General features: G+C 56.3%; 11 protein-coding genes. 6 read left to right on the forward strand and 5 right to left on the reverse strand.

Features of this window, described 5'->3' with window-relative positions; translation table 11 throughout:
* On the reverse strand, positions 1 to 807 hold an 807-nt coding region (locus HFD92_RS06180), incomplete at its 3' end, for an aldehyde dehydrogenase family protein (protein WP_167428512.1).
* A gap of 457 nt (positions 808 to 1,264) precedes the next feature.
* On the opposite strand from HFD92_RS06180, the gene HFD92_RS06185 reads away from it, so the two are divergent.
* The 5 genes from HFD92_RS06185 to HFD92_RS06205 all read left to right on the forward strand — a co-directional run bounded on the left by HFD92_RS06185 (position 1,265) and on the right by HFD92_RS06205 (position 10,536).
* Positions 1,265 to 2,194 carry a RepB family plasmid replication initiator protein gene (locus HFD92_RS06185; RefSeq protein ID WP_009092744.1) on the forward strand — a complete coding sequence of 310 codons (930 nt, stop codon included), beginning with the start codon at positions 1,265 to 1,267 and terminating at the stop codon, positions 2,192 to 2,194.
* A gap of 1,527 nt (positions 2,195 to 3,721) precedes the next feature.
* Positions 3,722 to 4,921 (forward strand): AAA family ATPase, encoded by a 1,200-nt coding sequence (locus HFD92_RS06190; RefSeq protein ID WP_009092746.1) that lies wholly within the window; start codon positions 3,722 to 3,724, stop codon positions 4,919 to 4,921.
* A 7-nt stretch (positions 4,922 to 4,928) separates the two neighbouring features.
* A complete protein-coding gene (locus HFD92_RS06195; protein WP_111207217.1) occupies positions 4,929 to 5,900 on the forward strand; it encodes a ParB family protein in 972 nt (323 codons plus the stop codon).
* Between the two features lie 1,211 nt (positions 5,901 to 7,111).
* Positions 7,112 to 8,560: a sugar porter family MFS transporter gene (locus HFD92_RS06200; protein WP_009092748.1), complete on the forward strand. Its 1,449-nt coding sequence runs from the start codon at positions 7,112 to 7,114 to the stop codon at positions 8,558 to 8,560.
* 476 nt (positions 8,561 to 9,036) lie between these two features.
* Positions 9,037 to 10,536 carry a carboxylesterase gene (locus tag HFD92_RS06205; protein WP_167428513.1) on the forward strand — a complete coding sequence of 500 codons (1,500 nt, stop codon included), beginning with the start codon at positions 9,037 to 9,039 and terminating at the stop codon, positions 10,534 to 10,536.
* 40 nt (positions 10,537 to 10,576) lie between these two features.
* Here HFD92_RS06205 and HFD92_RS06210 read toward each other — a convergent pair whose 3' ends face one another.
* The 4 genes from HFD92_RS06210 to HFD92_RS06230 all read right to left on the reverse strand — a co-directional run bounded on the left by HFD92_RS06210 (position 10,577) and on the right by HFD92_RS06230 (position 18,418).
* Positions 10,577 to 11,431, reverse strand: a complete 855-nt coding sequence (locus tag HFD92_RS06210; RefSeq protein ID WP_167428514.1) for an aldo/keto reductase family oxidoreductase — start codon at positions 11,429 to 11,431, stop codon at positions 10,577 to 10,579.
* A 60-nt stretch (positions 11,432 to 11,491) separates the two neighbouring features.
* Positions 11,492 to 16,021: an ATP-dependent helicase gene (locus HFD92_RS06215; RefSeq protein ID WP_167428706.1), complete on the reverse strand. Its 4,530-nt coding sequence runs from the start codon at positions 16,019 to 16,021 to the stop codon at positions 11,492 to 11,494.
* Between the two features lie 110 nt (positions 16,022 to 16,131).
* Positions 16,132 to 17,325, reverse strand: coding sequence for an MFS transporter (locus HFD92_RS06220; protein ID WP_167428515.1), 1,194 nt, complete (start codon positions 17,323 to 17,325; stop codon positions 16,132 to 16,134).
* A 475-nt stretch (positions 17,326 to 17,800) separates the two neighbouring features.
* Positions 17,801 to 18,418, reverse strand: coding sequence for a pyridoxamine 5'-phosphate oxidase family protein (locus HFD92_RS06230; protein WP_167428516.1), 618 nt, complete (start codon positions 18,416 to 18,418; stop codon positions 17,801 to 17,803).
* A 273-nt stretch (positions 18,419 to 18,691) separates the two neighbouring features.
* On the opposite strand from HFD92_RS06230, the gene HFD92_RS06235 reads away from it, so the two are divergent.
* The gene (locus tag HFD92_RS06235; RefSeq protein WP_167428517.1) at positions 18,692 to 19,255 is read left to right on the forward strand and encodes a GNAT family N-acetyltransferase; all 564 of its coding nucleotides are present in this window, start codon (positions 18,692 to 18,694) and stop codon (positions 19,253 to 19,255) included.
* Positions 19,256 to 19,308: the final 53 nt, after the last annotated feature.

Genomic DNA, 19,308 nt, shown 5'->3' on the forward strand with positions numbered 1-19,308 from the left:
AATAAAGCGCTTGGCAGCCATACAGACCTGTCCGGTGTTCTGGAAACGTCCGATGACGGCTGATTTCACGGCTTCATCAAGATCGGCGTCTGCCAGTACGATGAAGGGATCGGATCCGCCCAGTTCCAGCACGGTCTTTTTCAGTGCTGCGCCCGCCTGTGCGGCAATAGCGGCACCTGCCCGTACGCTGCCAGTCACCGCAACAGCGGCAATCCGGTCATCCTTGATGGCGACGGAGACCCCATCATTGTCGACGTTAATCAGGTTAAAGCCACCAGCTGGCAGATCGGTTGCTTCAAAGAGTTCCGCCATCAGCGTGGCGCTTCCCATGACGTTTGGCGCGTGTTTCAGCAGGTAGGTGTTCCCGGCCAGCAGCATGCTTACTGCACCGCGCAGAACCTGCCACAGCGGGAAATTCCACGGCATCACCGCCAGGATGACGCCCAGAGGTCGAAACCGCTGCCAGGCATCAGCAACCTGCGTTGGCTGATCGGCCAGCATGGCCGGGCCATGTTCAGCATACCAGTCGCATAAGTTTGCGCATTTCAGAACCTCTGCGCGCGCCTGGGCAATCGGTTTGCCCATCTCCAGGGTAATGGTGCGGGAGAGATCGTTTTCCCGCAGTCGGATCTGTTCGCCCAGCTGACGCAGGACACGAACGCGATCGTCCATGCTGCTGCGCTGCCACAGGGCAAAGGCAGAGGCGCTTTTTGTCAGTGCCTGTTCAAGTTCTGCAGGGCTCTGAAGAGGATAACGAGCCAGAATTTCGCCGGTTGCCGGATTGCGTGAGAGTACATGTTCAGTCATGGTGCCCTTTCCTTATTCTTTCAGTGATGAAAAGACGATACGCGCTGAAGTTGATGATGAAAAATGAATAATAGTGAGGAAGTTGTTTATTTTTCGAGAATGCAGGTGGCAGGATTGCTGCGAACTGGCTTCCGGCGCGAAATGTGCAGAGAAACGAGATGCAGCCTGAACGCTTCTGAAGCATAAGCGAATGAGGAAGTTATCCACTTATACAGTGACCCGATCCTAAAAAACGATCCTTAATAGATCATATAGAGATCCTAAGAGATCCCCGATCGTCGCAGGCCGCACCCACCAAGGGCTGAAAGGGTGATCGCGTTCACTATAATCAGTAAAGTGTTCACTGTAATCAGTACTTTATTCACTGTACCAGGTAGCATGTTCACTGTAAACAGTGCTAATGTTCACTGTAGTCAGAAAACGATCCCTTTCATCCACAGAATGAAGATCCTACGCCATGGCAGATAAAGACAATGAAAACAAAGCGTTGCTAGAACCTTTTCTGTCAGTGACCAAAAACAGTGGTGAAGTTATTCAGCTTCATCCCAACAAGAATAATACTGTTCAGCCGGTCGCCTTAATGCGTCTGGGACTGTTCGTGCCGACCCTGAAATCGACGGCACGCGGTAAATCCGGTGCGATGGCCTCAACGGATGCGACTAAAGAGCTGAAGAACCTGACGCTGGTGAAAGCCGAAGGGTACGAAAAGATTACCATTACCGGCGCGCGGCTGGATATGGATAACGATTTCAAAACCTGGGCGGGCATCATTCAGTCGTTCTCCCGCTATCCCACCAAAGGCGATACCGTCACACTCCCCTTTATCGACTTTGTGAAGATGTGCGGCATTCCCTCGGCAAACTCTTCAGCCGCACTGCGTAAGCGCCTGGACGCGTCGTTACGCCGTATCGCGACCAATACCCTCTCCTTTGAAGGCAATGGCAAGGCGTATCACACCCACCTTGTTCAGTCTGCTTATTACGATCGTGAAAAAGATATCGTGCGTATTCAGGCTGACCCAAAGCTGTTCGAACTCTATAACTTTGACCATAAAGTCCTGCTTCAGCTGCGCGCGATATCCCGTCTGAAGCGTAAGGAGTCTGCTCAGGCGCTCTATACCTTCCTGGAGAGTCTGCCCACCAATCCGGCCCCTATCTCACTGGCACGCCTGCGCATGCGCCTCAATCTGGGCTCCAAGACCACGACGCAGAACCACGTGGTACGACGTGCGATGGAGCAGCTGAAAGAGATTGGTTATCTGGACTATTCAGAAGTAAAGCGTGGTCGCTCAGTCTTTTTCATTATCCACAGCCGTACGCCAAAGCTGGATGGCATCAGCAATCTGGAGAGTATCGACTCCCTGGATGACATCGAATTTGATGACTAACGGCTCGCGTTCACTGTAATCAGCAGACCGCGTGGCAGTGTCACTTTCCCGCTGCCGGTGGGAAGCGAGCCTCTCCTCACCATTCACTGTAATCAGTCACCCCCACCCATTCACTGTATTCAGCAACGTTCACTGTAATCAGTAGCCTTTTACCTTTCAGAACGATAACAGCGATAATCCTTTTCCTGCAGAAGCTACCGTTTCAAGGCTTTAAACGAAAGTGTGTACTCACATACATTTCTCGTCATCTTCTCTGCGCTGACATTTACTGATTACAGTGAACGTTCCGGACCGTCCTCTTATCCCCTGTTGCAGATTACAGTGAATGCAGCAATCTCTCCCTGCTTTAAAGCAGCGTGATGATGATGCACCGGTTCAGCGCGCTATGATCCTCTGCCGCCAGGGTCAGAACAGCGGGGTTGCGTTACTGATTACAGTGAACAGCTACAGGCTAAGGCTGTCGTCATACAGGGTTACGGATTGCTGCGTGACCGCTACTGATTACAGTGAATGTTTCTGACGCCTGCCTGAAACCTGCATGCTGATCAGGAGATGATCTTAAGCGTTGTACTGACTACAGTGAATGTTGTACTGATTACAGTGAATGCCTGGCCGTTAACGAACAACTGCTGCTCCTGTTTGCTGATTACAGTGAACGTTAGCAGGGAATCAGAGATACCCTGCAGAGACGTTGTTAGTTACTGCGTCAGGCAGGGCGCTGATTAATCCTTACAGCGGCCAAACCGGATCGCGCAGAATTGACACTTTTTGCTGATTACAGTGAACGTCAGCCTGGACTTTGTTCACTTACCGACTACAGTGAATAGTAGCCCACAGTAGGCGCGACTGATTACAGTGAACGTTACCAGCCACACGCAGTTAGCTATCCGCCGCTGAAGTGACAGTTTCACCTTTTATCTGCTGTTCCGCGTCAGGTTTACCCTCCGTAAAGAAGGTCAGCAGACTATTGCTTATTACAGTGAATCTTTGCCCTGCCCTCTCTGCCTGACATGGCCTATAACCTCCCTTTGCTGATTACAGTGAACATCAGATAGGCTATCGTCAGCAAACTGAACGCTACTGATTACAGTGAACGTTTTGCTTTGTGCTGGCTGAGCCACGAAGCGACTCTTACCTCTGGATGCAGATATCTGCAGGTTGCACAATTCTGATCTGGCGCGCCATCCTGCCGATCGCTACCGGCATTGTGATTAGGCTGCTGCTGATTACAGTGAATGTTTTCCGCTTATCTTCCTGTGCCTGCTGTTTTTACCTCTTGTCTGTCATTGCAATCATCCACTGCTTACCCTCAATCGGTTCACTCATTACAGTGAACGTTATGCTGATTACAGTGAATGTTCCGGTTCTGAGCGCGCGATATCGTTCCGCTCTGCAGCAATAGTGTGATGAAGCTCACTATAACCCGTGCTGTTACATAAAAACGCAGATTGTGTTGAGAGGATAATTTATTGCCTCATGTGCAGGATTTCTGTATAAAGTCGTAAATCCTACATATCTGGAGCAACTATGGCTAACGACGACAAGCAGGTGATGAAAGTTGCACAGCGTTCAGAACGCATGCTGCTCAGCCTCACCGAGCAGATTCAGGCGCAGAAGCAGGAACTGCATGAAAATACCTATTATCAGGTCTACGCCAAGGCGGCGTTAGCCAAGTTGCCTAAACTGACCCGAGCCAGCGTCGATTATGCCGTTAATGAGATGGAAGAGAGTGGCTATCAGTTTGATAAACGCGCCGCAGGGACGTCTGTTAAGTACGCCATGTCGATCCAGAATATTATCGATATTTATCATCATCGTGGCGTGCCAAAGTATCGCGACCGCCATGGTGAAGCCTACACCCTCTTTGTCGGCAATCTGAAGGGCGGCGTTTCCAAAACCGTTTCTACCGTTTCGCTGGCGCACGCGCTGCGCGCCCACCCCCATCTGCTGTTTGAAGATTTGCGTATCCTTGTTATTGACCTCGATCCGCAGTCCTCAGCCACGATGTTTCTGAACCACGAGCGCTCAGTAGGGCTGGTGGAGGCGACGGCTGCTCAGGCGATGCTGCAGAATGTCTCGCGGGATGAGCTGGTTAATGAATTTATCGTTCCTTCAATCATTCCCGGTGTAGATGTGCTGCCAGCCTCGATTGACGATGCCTTTATCGCTTCGCGCTGGGATGAGCTCTGCGCTGAGCATCTGCCACAGCAGAACGTTCATGCCGTGCTGTATGACAACGTTATCGCTAAGCTGAAAAAAGATTATGACTTCATCTTTGTCGACAGCGGGCCGCATCTGGATGCGTTTCTGAAGAACGCCATCGCAGCTTCTGACCTGCTAATGACGCCGGTTCCTCCGGCCCAGGTTGACTTCCACTCAACGCTTAAGTATCTGACTCGCCTGCCAGAGCTGATCGCGATTATTGAAGATTCCGGCGCAACCTGCCGCTTACAGGGCAACATCGGCTTTATGTCCAAGCTCTCAAATAAAGCAGACCATAAACTCTGCCACAGCCTGGCAAAAGAGATTTTTGGTGGCGATATGCTTGATGCAGCCCTTCCCCGCCTGGATGGTTTCGAACGTTGTGGTGAATCCTTTGATACGGTCATTTCCGCGAACCCGTCGACCTACGTTGGCAGCAGCGAAGCCCTGAAAAATGCGCGCTCCGCCGCAGAGGATTTTGCAAAAGCCGTATTCGACCGTATCGAATTTATTCGCCTGAACTGAGGTTTGTATGAGCGCAAAAAGAATTACGATTGGCAGAACCTTCAGCCAGACACCACTGGAAAATGATGCACCTGACAGCCAGCACAGCCAGACTTTCGTGCTGGCCACCGGCAAGCGCGCGCAGTTTCGTTTTGAACGCATTGCCGCAGGCGATGTTGAAAGCAAAACCTTTGTCACGATGGAAACCAACGGACGCGATCAGGCAGGACTGACACCGGATTCCCTGCGTGACATTATCCGCACCATCAAACTGCAGCAGTTTTTCCCTGCGATTGGTGTGATGCGTGACGGACGCATTGAGATCCTTGACGGCTCACGTCGCCGTGCCGCTGCGCTTTACTGCAAGACCGGTCTGGATGTCCTGATAACCGAATCGCCTGTCACCGCCGATGAGGCGCGCAGACTGGCGCAGGATATTCAGACGGCCCGGGAGCATAACCTGCGTGAAGTGGGGATGCGTCTGCTGACGCTGAAGGATGGCGGATTATCACAAAAAGAGATTGCCGAAAATCAGGGGCTGTCTCAGGCAAAAGTCACGCGTGCGCTTCAGGCTGCCAGCGTCCCTGCCGATCTGATTTCCCTATTCCCTAATCATGCTGAACTCACTTATCCGGACTATAAAGCGTTATTACAGGCAGCGGAGAAGCTGAACGAGTCAGGACAAAGCACAGAGGCGCTGATTGAAGCCATCTCGATGGAAATTGATGTGGTGTGCGCCCGCGAAGGTCTGGCGGAGGATGAGATTAAAAATCACATCCTGCGTCTGATTCGTCAGGGGAGCCAGACGCTGATCAAGGAACCGGAAAAAGATAAAACGCACTCAGTGGCGCTCTGGTCATTTGCTGACAAAGATCGCTTTGCCCGCAAAAAGGTGCGTGGCCGGATGTTCAGCTATGAGTTTAACCGTCAGTCGAAAGAGTTGCAGGAAGAACTGGATAAAGTCATCGCCGAGACGCTAAAAAAATATCTCAACCGCTGAGTTCATGCTTTTCTCATCAGCCAGCCTTCGGGGCTGGCTTTTTTTTATGGTTATCCCTGCATACGCTGTCTGACAGACGACTTAAAGCCGAATTTCAGGCTGAAATCGCCATGATTTCAGCGTGTGTGTGATAATTAACCTGTTGAATAGCATGTGTTTATTCATGAATTGTCTGCTTTCAACCGTCATGAAATCGCCACGTCATCAGCCCTTTTAACGCATGCTTCGTCGCCGCCTGGTTTACGCTGAGGGCAAAACCTCGCCTTTCTCTGCTTTACCTTCTTATTGCGCTGGATCGTGCCTCCTGGTCAGCGTAACGGCATACTGCTGTCGCTAAGGTGCTTCATTAGTGACCAGCCCCGCCAGACTGATTTTAAGTCGTCGTGCCTTAGCTCAGAATTATTCAGCGCTGCCCGGCGGACTTTAAGTAAAAGTGCGCATGTCTGCGTGGTGACTTTGACCTTAACCCGTTGTATTTAAAATTTATGTACTGAGAATTTCAGCCTGAAATCGCCATTTGCGCCACTACCCCGTCACCAGCGTGGTGTTTACAAATGAACATAAAGGAGGAGACACCAAGCCTGTCTGCTTCATAGACGGGTGAAGGTCAGCCAGTATGAAAAGATACTCAGAAAATATCCCTCAGTTATCCACAGAAAAAGTGGATAACTTTTCTCTCCGCCAATAAGCCCGCTACTGTTTACAGTGAATCGGGAAGTCAACGGTTCCGGGTACTGCACCGACAGACTTTACGCCCTGCTTCCTACGGCTGTCCCTTTGCACTTACCGCCACACTTCGCCCCTAGGCACTGGCGTCGAGAAGGTAGCGCAATCATCCGATCTGCTCATAACGATAGTGCGTCGATATTCCACCTGAACTGTCCACTGCAATCAGTAAAAGGCCGTTCAGGTGTCATTCCGGGTTGTCAGGATAAGATCGGAAAATGCACATTTCTGCCAGCCAGCTGACGCGGTATCCGCCGGACAGCATCACCATGAGCGATGTCATCACACCGGCAGAGGGTTAGTCAGTCAGCGCGACTATCACGCTGATTAACCTGTTTAAAAGTCACGCTTTATAAAAAGTGCTTTGCAAGAGCTAACTCCAGAATACCGTCTACACTTCTTTACACAATTGGTGCGAATGTTCCATTTCTGGTCCGTATGAAATTTAATCAGGCGGGCCGCTTAACTTTTATGACAGGGATATGATGAGTATTAATACTTCAGACTCGGGTGATACGGGCGACCACGCGCCAGCCGATACGGTTCGCCAGCGTATTTTTCTGGTGGTGCTGGTGGCGACGATGGGTGCGCTGGCTTTTGGTTACGACACCGGGATTATCTCAGGTGCATTACCTTATATGACGTCCCCGCCTGCTCAGGGCGGGCTGGGGCTTAACTCCTTCACCGAAGGACTGGTCGCCTCTTCGCTGGTGTTCGGGGCCGCGATCGGTTCTTTCCTTAGTGGTTTCTTCTCTGACCGCTTTGGTCGCCGTATCACGTTACGCTCACTGGCAGTGATTTTCGTGCTGGGTTCACTGGGAACTGCGCTGGCACCTTCGGTCAACGTCATGGTAGCGATGCGCTTCCTGCTGGGTATCGCTGTCGGCGGTGGCTCGTCGACTGTGCCGGTGTTTATCGCCGAGATTGCCGGACCGCGCCTGCGTGCGCCACTGGTCAGCCGTAACGAGCTGATGATTGTTACCGGGCAGCTGGTCGCCTACGTTGCCAGTACGCTGCTGAGCTATCTGCTGCATGACGAGCACCTGTGGCGCTATATGCTGGCGATTGCGATGGTGCCGGGGCTTCTGCTGTTTATCGGCACCTTCTTTGTGCCTGCATCACCACACTGGCTGGTGGCGGAAGGCCGACTGAAAGAGGCGAAAAAGATCCTGAAATACCTGCGCGAGACGCCGCGTGAGGTGCGCCATGAGATGGCGCAGATGAAGAAGCAGGCGAGGGCAGCAGAGCGGGGTCCGGACGCGAAAACCCTGATCCGTGAGAAATGGGTCATCCGGCTGATGATCATCGGCGTCGGTCTGGGCTTCGTCGCGCAGTTTACCGGCGTTAACGGGTTTATGTACTACACGCCTATTATCCTGAAGTCGACCGGTCTGGGCACCAGTGCCTCGATCGCCGCCACCATCGGTAACGGCGTGGTATCCGTGTTGGCCACTTTTGTCGGCATCTGGGCTATCAGTCGCTTCCCGCGTCGCACCATGCTGATCACCGGACTTTGCCTGGTTGTCACCGCGCAGATTCTGCTGGGCAGCGTGCTGACCTTTATGAGCACCAGCCTGATGCAGAGTTATCTGGCGCTGGCCTGTATTCTGCTGTTCCTGTTCTGCATGCAGATGTGCATCTCGCCGGTCTACTGGCTGATGATGTCGGAGCTGTTCCCGATGCAGCTGCGCGGCGTCCTGACGGGCGGTGCAGTGTCACTTCAGTGGATTTTCAATGCGGTAGTCGCGTTTGGCTTCCCGCCGATCATGGAATATGCCGGCAGCACCACCTTCTTTATCTTTGCTGCGATTAACGTCGGATCGCTTATCTTCGTGATGGCGATGGTGCCGGAAACGCGCGGAAAGAGTCTGGAAGAGATCGAATCACACATGAAAGAGAAGTTTGGCGAAAAGCAGAAAGCGGCTGAAGCCTGATAATCCCATCCCCGGATTCGGCACTCGCGCCGAATCCGGTTTTCCTCTCCGCATTCCCCTCAATCTGTCTTTTTCTTCCTCCGGCTGATGCGTCATCAGAATAAACGTTCACTGTAATCAGCTCAGAGGTGTGGTCTTTTTTTATACCGCTCTGGCGATTTCAGGCTGAAATCGCCAGAAAACAACGCATTACACTCCCGGTAGTTATTACAGAAACGGTCAGTCAGATGAAGCATGACCGCAGACAAAGATTGCCTGAGGCGCTGCGCTATACTCCCTTGTCATCTGCTCTGTATACCAAACCTAAGGGGTTCACCGTGCGGAGGGCTCAGAAAACGCTGCTGTTCTGGCTCGCTTTTATTCAGAGAGTCTCAGGTGCTGAACGGGCCGTTTACTCATACTCCCGGCCATCACAGTAACGGCAATGTGCCGTTCGCAGGGTTCGCTGTACATTCTGATTTTTCTGGAAAGGAACTATGACCCGGAAGCTGAAAACCATTTCCCGCAGGCTATGGCATGTCATCCTGGTGGCTGGGGGGCTGATACTTCTGTTACTGATTTTTCGTATCTATGAAGCAGAACGCGGACCTGAGCTACAGCGCTGGCATACCTGGGTTCCGCATGAGCTGACCGTTGAAGCGCTCGATAAGGCGAGCTATGCCGACTATCTCAGGGCAGAGAACCGGCTGTTCGATGAGATGAAGCAGCAGGTCACTGATCGGCTCAGCGATGATGAGAAAACCCCGCTCAACCGCTACTTTGCCGACAGCATGATCTATCCGGGCCATTTTGCTCAGGACTGGAACCGCTCCTATATTCTGCACCCGACCGGCAAACCCCGTGGAAGCGTTGTCCTGTTGCATGGGCTGACCGACAGTCCCTATAGCCTGCGGCACGTTGCAGAAGTGTATCGTCAGCAGGGCTATGTGGCGGTCGCGATAAGGTTACCGGGTCACGGTACGGTGCCCGCAGGGCTGACCGATGTTGACTGGCAGGACTGGATGGCTGCGACACGTCTGGCGGTAAGAGAGGCGACGCGGCTGGCAGGCAAGCAGACGCCTCTGCATCTGGTGGGATTCTCAAACGGCGGGGCGCTGGCCGTAAAATATGCCCTCGACAGCCAGAATGATCCCACGCTGCGTCAGCCGCAGCAGCTGATTCTGTTATCGCCGATGATCGGCGTAACCCGTTTTGCCCGCTTCGCGGGCATGGCTGGTCTGCCCTCTGTGTTGCCGGCCTTTTCGAAAACGGCCTGGCTGAACATCGTGCCGGAGTTTAACCCGTTTAAATATAACTCCTTCCCGATACACGCAGCCCGCCAGACCTGGCTGCTGACGCAGGCGCTGCAGAAGGAGATTCAGCAGAATGCCCGTGACCAGCGATTGTCAGATTTCCCGCCGGTGCTGACCTTTCAGTCCGTGATGGACTCGACCGTGAGTACGCCTTCGGTCATCCGATCGCTCTATCACTACCTGCCGGAAAATGGCAGTCAGCTGGTGCTGTTTGATATCAATCAGGCGGTCAGCGTCAGTCCGTTATTCCGCCGCTCCTCTTACACCGCGGTCAGTCAGCTGTTGCCAGAGGCGCGTCGGGATTACGCCACGACCCTCATCACCAACGCATCACCCACCTCGCTCAAAATGGTGACCCGAAGCGTGCCTGCGGGAGAGACTAAGGAAAAGAGGGCGCCGCTGGCGATCGACTATCCTGCCGGCCTCTACTCTCTGTCACATGTCGCTATTCCGTTTCCGGCGGAGGATGGGCTTTATGGCAGTGCGCCTGAAAGGAAAAATGAATTCGGTATCAGTTTTGGCACGCTGTCGCTGCGCGGTGAGAGTGCCGTGCTGATCGTGGGGCTGGACTCGATTATGCGTGCGACCTCTAACCCGTTCTATCCTTACATGATCGCGCGCATCACGCATCACATTGACTGCAGTGACAGGCCCCCACTGGCAGCCTGCCTCAGTGACTTCTGAATACAGGATCACAACCGGCCTGCAGTGTGCAGGCCGGGATTTATAGCGAATTCAGTTTTGCCATCACCTCGTCTGACAGCACCAGGCTGCGGCTGGCGAGGTTCTCCTGCAGATGCGCGGGGGAGGAGGTGCCCGGTATCAGCAGAATATTGGGCGAACGTCGCAGCAGCCAGGCCAGGGCGACCTGCATAGGGGTGGCGTTCAGGGACGCAGCCACCTCATTAAGCCGATCCGACTGCAGGGGAGAAAAACCGCCCAGCGGGAAGAAAGGCACCCAGGCGATGCCCTGCTGAGCAAGCTGATCCACCAGCTCATCATCCTGCCGATGCGCGAGGTTATACATGTTCTGTACGCAGACAATCGGCGTCATCGCCCTGGCCTCTGCGATCTGCGTAGCCGTGACATTACTCAGACCGATGTGGCGAATCAGCCCGCGTGCCTGCAACGCCAGCAGTGCCTCCAGTTGAGGGGCCAGAGAGCCCTCTTTGGGTTTAGCCGGATGCAGCATACTGCGCAGATTCACCACCTCAAGAACGTCCAGGCCCAGGTGGCGGAGATTATCTTCTACGGCCTGGGTCAGCGCCTCCGGCTCCATCGCCGCCTGCCAGCCGCCTCTTGCATCACGACGTGCCCCCACTTTGGTGACAATACAGAGATCTTCCGGATAGGGATGGAGCGCCTTCCTGATTAATTTGTTGGTTTCGTGCGGACCATAAAAATCGCTGGTGTCGATATGGTTGACGCCAGCTTCAATGGCGTCACGTAAAACCTGTATCGCGCGCGCTTCATCTTTAACCGGGCCAAACACGCCAGGCCCGGCCAGTTGCATAGCGCCATAGCCAAGACGGCTAACTTCGCGATCGCCTAACTTGAAAGTCATGGTGGTATCTGACATGAAAACCTCCTGCGTGGATGTCGATTAAGTGTAATGGTGATTCAGCGATCCGGCAGGTGTTCAGCTATACCAGCTGAGACCCTGTGGCACCCGCGAAAAACCGGCGTGGCGTAAAGCGTTAAGCAGGGGAGACTGGGTTACCGGTTTGCCATCTGCCCGCTCCAGCGTAAACATGGATGAATTTTCCCGTTGCAGCGCCGCACCCAGTGCCGCCACCGCCGCCTGTTGCCGTGCGGGATCGTCAGTAAAGGTCAGTAACTCTTTACCGCCGGGGGGCAGGTAGAGCAGCAGTGCGCCACCGGCAATCACCACGCGTCCGCCCGGACGACGGGTGGGGCGTGTACCGCTGCCATGAACCGGCCAGCTCAGCATCGCGCCAAACGGATTAGCCGGATCGGGTGCTGCCAGTACGACGGCGTCAGCCTCAGCGACCGGGTTCTCTGCCAGTTTGCGCAGTCGTTCAATCGTCTGCTGATCGGCAAACTGTGCACCGCCCGCACCGTCGACAAAACGTCCGCGTAACAGCCGACCGGCATCTTCCATACTGCGCAATACCGGCTGCAGAGCCGGAAACCCTCCCGGGATCTGTTCAGCAACCGCGCTGCCGCGGGTGATCACGCCATAACGGTCAAGCAGGTTCTCCGCCAGCGACAGGGCCAGTCGGGCAGGCGCAACCGGCTGACGCGGGAGCCGCGACCAGCGTCCGGCCAGAGTGTTGACCGCCGGTCTGCGGGCTGTCAGCGCGCCAGGTGTAAAGCGCTGGCCAAAACGCGTGCGCAGGGTACGTGCCGGACGCGCACGGGATGCACCCGGTGTCGTGAGCAGGCCCCGCACCGCAATCCAGCTGTCTGCGGTGACACAACCCTGCCACACCAGTTGCCACAGCGCCTCACAGAGGCTGTCAGACGGCAACTCTGCCTCCCCCTGCTGCGCCATGATCTCGTGAACGAACCAGGCGCCACCCCGGCTGAGTGCGTCAATAACCTGCTGCTGCAGCGGCGTGACAGGCTGGGTGGTGTCAATGACCGGCAGCGTCTCCGCGGCACATTCAGTCAGGTGCAGCGAGATCAGCCCATCGTTGTGGCCCAGCGCCTTATGACCACACCAGATCACCTCGCCACGGCTGAGCAGTTCATCAAGCATGGCGGGTTGATAGTCGGCCACTCTGGCGCGCAGGATCTGCGACTCCCAGAGCGAGGCGGGTAACGGCACGCCAGCGAGCTGCTCAATGACCCGTAACACGCCCTCGGCACCCTGCTGCTCCTGACGCCGTTCATTCAGCACGCCGTGGCGCTCAAGCAACAGAGTGACCCAGACAGCGGGCGGAACAGGGCGCGTGGCTTCACGTGCTGATTGCAGTGAACGCAGTCGCAGTCGCGAGAAGATATCGGCGGCGACCCACGCCGGTTCCGACTCGCCTGCTGCCGATCCCATATTCAGCAGGCTGCCCTGCTGAAGCAGGGTCAGCAGTACCTCATTCACCACGGCGACACCCAGACCATAGCGGGCTGCCAGCGACCGGGCGGTGAACAGCGTATGGGTGCGTGCATACTGGCCAATCAGATCATGCAGCGGGGCGGCGGGTGGTAACAGAAATGTTGCTGGCAGGTCATCAGGTAACGCTACCGCCAGCGCATCGCGCAGCCGGGCAGCATCTTCAATGACGGCCCAGCGATCTTCACCCGCGATGATGACCGGAATAATACGCCGCGCAGCCGCAAACTGCGTTAACGCCCCGGTGACCTGCTGTGCATCCCCGCTGAAGCGTGCCCGTACCTCCGTTACGGAGAGCGGACCAAGATCGCGCAGCAGATCGATGATGCCTTCGGCGTGCTGTGCCTGATAGCGGGGATCACGGCGCTGTAACGCCTGTTCAACCCCGACGATGACAGCGGGTTCCAGCAGGTCACGCTTGCGGGTCTGGCCAAGCAGTTCACCCAGCAGGTTGCTGTCGAGTGACAGCAGAGAGGCACGACGTTCCGCCTGAGGGGCATCGCTGGCATAGATAAATTCAGCGACATAACCAAACAGCAGCGGAGCGGCGAAAGGGGAGGGCTGTCCGGTGGTGACTTCGCTGAACTGCACCTCGCCCTGCGCAATCTGCTCCATTAAATGGTGCAGGGCAGGCAGGTCATAAACATCCTGCAGACATTCGCGTGCGGTCTCGATCAGGATCGGAAAGTCGTCATGCGCGCTGGCAACCGCCAGCAACTGACCGGCGCGCAGCCGCTGCTGCCAGAGCGGGGAACGCTTGCCCGGATTGCGCCTGGGCAGCAGCAGCGCGCGCGAGGCACACTCACGAAAGCGGGCGGCGAACAGCGCAGAGTGACCCACACTCTCGGTAACGATCTGCGTGAGCCTGTCACTCCCGAAGACAAAAAGTTCCGTGCCCGGAGGCTCTTCCTCGCTGGCGGGGAAGCGGGCGACGATGCCATCATCGCTGGCCGCCACAGAGGCATCCAGGCCCATCCGGTGCTCAATACGTGCGGCAATCGCCAGTGCCCAGGGAGCATTGACCCGCTTTCCCCACGGCGAATGGAGAATGACCCGCCAGTCACCCAGTTCATCACGGCAGCGTTCGATCAGCAGCGTACGGTCGTCCGGGATGACGCCGGTTGCGGTGCGTTGATCCGCCAGCAGGGCCAGCAGATTGGTCACTGCATGGGGATTCAGGCCCAGCGACAGCAGCTGTTTCTCCGCCTCAGCCGGGGAGACGTTATTCAGCTGGCGCAGAAACAGCCCGAGACTGGCTCCGGCATCGGCCGACCGGCCAACCCCTTCTCCCCGCCAGAAGGGCAAACGAGCCTGACGGCCCGGAGCAGGCACCACCACCACCTGGTCGTGTGTGATCTGCTGAATCCGCCAGGAGGAGGCGCCCAAGGTGATGATGTCATTAATGCGCGACTCATACACCATCTCTTCATCCAGCTCCCCGACGCGACGTGAGCCAGCCTGCTCTTCGCCTTCCGGCAGCATCACGCTGAACATGCCGCGATCGGGAATGGTGCCGCCACTGGTCACGGCCAGGTGCTGAGCGCCGGGACGCGCGCTCAGCAGACCGCTCTCACGATCCCAGATCAGCTGTGGCCGTAGCTGCGCGAAACCCTCCGAGGGATATTTCCCGGCCAGCATATCCAGCGTGGCGTCAAACAGGCGGCGCGACAGCCCGCGAAACGGGTCGGCCCGGCAGACGAGGCTGTACCATGCCTCGGCCTGAAGGGAGTCCATGGCAACGGCTGCCAGCGTCTGCTGCGCCAGAATATCCAGCGGATTAAGGGGCGGGCTAAGCGCATCGAGCTGGCCGGCACGCATCGACTGTAAGGTAACAGCGGCATCCAGCAGATCGTGTCGCGTTCGGGGAAACAGGATGCCGGTTGACATGCCGCCAACCTGATGTCCGGCTCGCCCCACGCGCTGCAGAGCGCTGGCGACCGAGAGCGGAGCGCCTACCTGAATCACCAGATCCACTGGCCCCATATCGATACCAAGTTCAAGGCTGGAGGTGGCGACCACGCAGCGCAGGCTGCCCTGCTTGAGTGCCGATTCGATCCCGGCGCGCTGCTCTTTGGAAACGGAACCGTGATGCGAGCGGGCGATAGGATCAGCACGGCTGTCGCTGCTTGCGGTATCCGGATCTTCCGCCGCCTGCCTTTCAAAAAAACGCGCATTGAGACGGGCAGTGAGTTTTTCAGCCAGCCCTCGCGAATTAACAAACACCAGCGTGGCGCGGTGGGCCATCACCTGCTGCAGAATGCGTGCTTCGATATGCGGCCAGATCGATCCGCTGGCTGACGGCGTTTCGCCGCTGAGGTCGCTGTCACTGGCGATGTCCGTCATATCCGGCACCGGCACTTCGATAGTCAGGTGCAGGGTGCGATCGGAGGAGGGATTAACCACCTGGACGGGCTGGCTGCCTCCCAGGAATGCAGCAATACGCTCAACCGGTCGCACCGTGGCGGAGAGCCCCACGCGCTGAGCGGGCCGCGGCAGCAGTGCATCCAGCCGCTCCAGACTCAGGGCAAGCTGAGAGCCGCGTTTTGAACCCGCTACAGCATGCACTTCATCAACAATAACCGTGGTGACACCCTGCAGCGTCGTGCGCGCTTTTGAGGTCAGCATCAGAAACAGCGATTCCGGGGTGGTGATCAGAATATCGGGTGGGCGGCGCAGCAGCCGGGCGCGCTCTGCAGCTGGCGTATCACCGGAACGCATTCCGACAGTCAGGGTGATCGCGGGCTCATCCAGCGCCTGCCGCTCAGCACAGACACCGGCAAGTGGAAGCGTCAGGTTGCGCTGCACATCCGCCGCCAGCGCTTTGACTGGAGAAATGTAGAGCACGCGGGTCGTGGTTTCACGTGAGGGTGCGGGCTGTTCTGCCCGGGCCTGAAACAGCGCATCGATGGCGGTCATAAAGGCGGCCAGCGTTTTTCCTGAGCCGGTAGGGGCAATCACCAGCGCATGCGCTCCGCTGGCGATGGCCTGCCATGCCGCCTGCTGTACCGGGGTCGGGGCTTTAAAGGCGGCAGAAAACCAGCGCCGGGTAGCAGGGGAAAAGCGGTTCAGGACCGGAACGGATTGGGATTTCGGCATCATTCTCACGGCATCGCACAGCAACTGCACCAGACATTAATGCGTTGAGTGTAAGTGAAAATTGCCGATTGTGGATGACGCGGCTGCTAACCGGCCGCGTCATCCCGGGATCACGAACCGGCTGCGCCCGCCAGCGCACGGCCTCTTACTGCCAGCAGCGACACCATCGCCAGCACCAGGATGGTCATCCCGTAGCACCAGGCCGTCCGGGTCAGTCCGAGATGCGGCGCGACAATACCGGCGGCAATCGCGGGCAGGGCAAACGCGAGATAACTTTTGATCAGAAAGGCAGAGAAGAGGCCCGCGCGTTCATGACTTTCCGCTAACTGCATGATGATTTTCAGCACGTTAGCGAAAATAGAACCAAACCCCTGGCCCGCGAGGGCGGTGCCGATATAAAGCCAGACCACGCTATGCAGCGAAAGGCCGGTCAGCGTCACGCTCACGCCGGTCATCAGCATCAGCGTCCCGATGACCAGTGCGCGGGCGGGCGGCAGCGGACGAAAAAGAAAGACCGCTGCCGTTGCGCTCAGCATCAGCGTCGCAACAACCGATCCGCCGATGAAGGGCGAGGTGAGTCCGGTGGCGTTTGCCACCATCGTGGGCATCAGCGAGAGGTAGAAACCGCCGAGCATCCAGGTGGCGATATTCACCGGTGCCACTTTTAACAACGGGCCGAGCGCACGGCGCGGTATGCTGACCTGAGGGCGCAGAGCGGCCAGCACGCCAGGCTGAGGCGAAATGGTTTCAGGGATAAGAGGCAGCAGTGTCATGGCAAACAGCATCAGTAACAACAGGAGTGCGTACAGCGTTACGGTAGGATAGGGGGCCAGACTCACCAGTATGCCGCCCGCGAGGGTGCCCAGCGTCATCCCAAGAAACGCGGTAAACGAGTTGAGCAGCGGCCCGCGTGTTTTGCTGGCATCCAGCAGGCTGGCACCGAATGTCGGTAACGCAATTCCCGTGGCAAACCCCTGCACCAGACGGGCTGCAATCAGGGTTGTCGCCGACCCGGCGGTCATAAAGATCACCAGCGCAATGGCGTTGAGCGCCAGCGCCAGCAACATCAGCGGACGTCGCCCGGTATAGTCGGACACTTTTCCTACCGTCAGCAGCGCCGCCAGCAGTGCGAAAGCATAGGCACCAAAAATCAGCGTCAGCATCGTTGGCGTCAGGTGAAAAAGCGTCCGGTAAAGGGGATAGAGCGGTGTGGGTGCACTGCTGGTGGCGGAGATCAGCGCGGCGCTGGTAAAGCTGAAGATCGTGGTGCGGGTTGCGGCCTGAGGCGTCAGAGCATGGGTCATGATAAGTCCCTTAATGCAAAATATTAGCTTTAAAAGAGGTATACGCCTGCTCAGGGCTTAATGCAATATCTTTGCTTTAACGAATCCTGCTGTCTGAATGACGCGCCTCTCCGGCGCGTTGATCATCTGACGCTGAGACGGCCAGAGGCGGGTGAAATGTTATTAAATCAATCTAAATGAGTATCCCGGAAACCGGGTTTGAGGAGGCCTGAAGATGAAAATAGCGGAGATCGATCATATCCATTTGTACGTTGAAGATATTGCACAGGCTGAGCAGCATCCCGTTCAGCATCAGTGACCATGAGGTGTCGATGTCGGTCTATTTCAACGACCCCAGCGAAAATAAGATTGAAGTTACCTCTTACGACTACAGCCAGGCAAAGAGCATTCTGGCGCGCTTCGCCTGACGCTATCCCATCCTGCTCTCAGCAATGAGCCTGCGGATCCCTGAAAAGCGATCGGCAGGCACGAAGGATCAATAAAGCGAATTCTTCAGGCGTTCTGGCAGCGCTTTGTCATAAGCTTCACCATCAATTTCCGCAATCTGCCGGAGAATGGAGCCGGTGCTGGGCAGGCTCTGCCGCGGGATCTGCGTTGTCACATCCCAGAGTCCGGCGCGGAGAATCGCCCGGCTGCACTGAAAGAAAACAGTGTCGACGGCGATACGCAGCACCGTCTTTGGCAGCTGGCTGTTGACGGCAAAACGTTCCAGCAGCGCCGGATCGGTGCTGATTGCGGCTGTGCCGTTTACCCGCAGCGTCTCGCCAATACCGGGGACCAGAAACAGCAGCGCCACCCGATTGTCATACAGAATGTTGCGCAGACTGTCGATGCGGTTGTTGCCGCGCCGGTCTGGCAGCAGAAGTGTTCTGTCATCCTCAATGTCGATAAAGCCGGCCGGATCGCCGCGCGGTGACACATCCAGCCCGTCAGGTCCCGATGTGGCCAGGGCAACAAACGGCGAAGCGTCGATAAACGGACGATAGGCGGGGTGGATATGATCCGTCACCTTAGCGATCGACGGCCGGGCTACCGTGCCGTAAAGACGTTCTAGTTCAGTAAGTTCAGTGATGACGCTGCTCTGTTCCGTCATGTTGCTCCATCCTCCTCATCAGTCAGAATGTCCATGATGCCGTGGCGACACGCCACCGTCCGGGCGCGTCAGATGAAACAGAAATTTAACACTAATAACCGCAGCGTCAGAACAGCTATGTTGTCATTTGTGATACCGGCCCGGCTGTGAAGCGCTGAAGGCACTCCGCTGCTCTCTCCTGAGAGGAGGCTGACCTGCGCGGTGTTGGTTACCAAAGACATTGCTGATATAAAAGTAAGCCGCGGCGTATTCCGTCCCCACAAGGAGCAGAAAATGTATTGGGAATCAGAGCGGTTGCTCTACAGATTTACCCGCCAGGAAGATATTGACGACCTCTTCAGAATCTACAGCGACCCTGAAACACACAGATTTAATCCGCGCGGCCCGTGGCCCGACAGATCGTATGCTCTGCAGTCCATGGCGCGCACCCTGCAGGGGTACCGGGAACAGGGGTTTGGCGACTGGACGATATTTGAAAAAGCGAACCCGGAAAAAATTATCGGCTTTGGCGGCGTCTTCAGAAGCCAGTTCGATGGCCGTCAGACCAATAATCTCGGCTATCGTTTTGAGCCAGCCGCCTGGGGAAAAGGTTATGCCACCGAACTCTCCCGCCGGGCCATACGTTATGGCTTTGAAGAAGCTGAACTCAGCGTCATTACGGGTGTGGTGCGCGAAAATCATCTCGCTTCGCGACGGGTGCTGGAGAAGGCCGGATTAACCTTCCTGAAAAAGGTCAACGATCTGGAGGGCTTCTCGCCGAGCCTGATGTTTACCCTGACCCGCAGCGACTGGCTCAGAGCAGGCAACGCGCCTTCCTCTCCCGGTAGCACGCTTTAACGCCTGTAAAATTTCAGATGCGGTACACTGCGACAATCCGTTAATGCAATTTC

The organism is Pantoea sp. EKM101V (assembly GCF_011800325.1).
Classification (GTDB): domain Bacteria; phylum Pseudomonadota; class Gammaproteobacteria; order Enterobacterales; family Enterobacteriaceae; genus Pantoea; species Pantoea anthophila.

What these genes read in the sequence shown, in the direction of transcription:
- HFD92_RS06185 (WP_009092744.1), top strand. Translation starts at nt 1,265, where the DNA reads ATGGCAGATAAAGACAATGAAAACAAAGCGTTGCTAGAACCTTTTCTG.
- HFD92_RS06190 (WP_009092746.1), top strand. Translation starts at nt 3,722, where the DNA reads ATGGCTAACGACGACAAGCAGGTGATGAAAGTTGCACAGCGTTCAGAA.
- HFD92_RS06195 (WP_111207217.1), top strand. Translation starts at nt 4,929, where the DNA reads ATGAGCGCAAAAAGAATTACGATTGGCAGAACCTTCAGCCAGACACCA.
- HFD92_RS06200 (WP_009092748.1), top strand. Translation starts at nt 7,112, where the DNA reads ATGAGTATTAATACTTCAGACTCGGGTGATACGGGCGACCACGCGCCA.
- HFD92_RS06205 (WP_167428513.1), top strand. Translation starts at nt 9,037, where the DNA reads ATGACCCGGAAGCTGAAAACCATTTCCCGCAGGCTATGGCATGTCATC.
- HFD92_RS06210 (WP_167428514.1), bottom strand. Translation starts at nt 11,431, where the DNA reads ATGTCAGATACCACCATGACTTTCAAGTTAGGCGATCGCGAAGTTAGC.
- HFD92_RS06215 (WP_167428706.1), bottom strand. Translation starts at nt 16,021, where the DNA reads ATGCCGAAATCCCAATCCGTTCCGGTCCTGAACCGCTTTTCCCCTGCT.
- HFD92_RS06220 (WP_167428515.1), bottom strand. Translation starts at nt 17,325, where the DNA reads ATGACCCATGCTCTGACGCCTCAGGCCGCAACCCGCACCACGATCTTC.
- HFD92_RS06230 (WP_167428516.1), bottom strand. Translation starts at nt 18,418, where the DNA reads ATGACGGAACAGAGCAGCGTCATCACTGAACTTACTGAACTAGAACGT.
- HFD92_RS06235 (WP_167428517.1), top strand. Translation starts at nt 18,692, where the DNA reads ATGTATTGGGAATCAGAGCGGTTGCTCTACAGATTTACCCGCCAGGAA.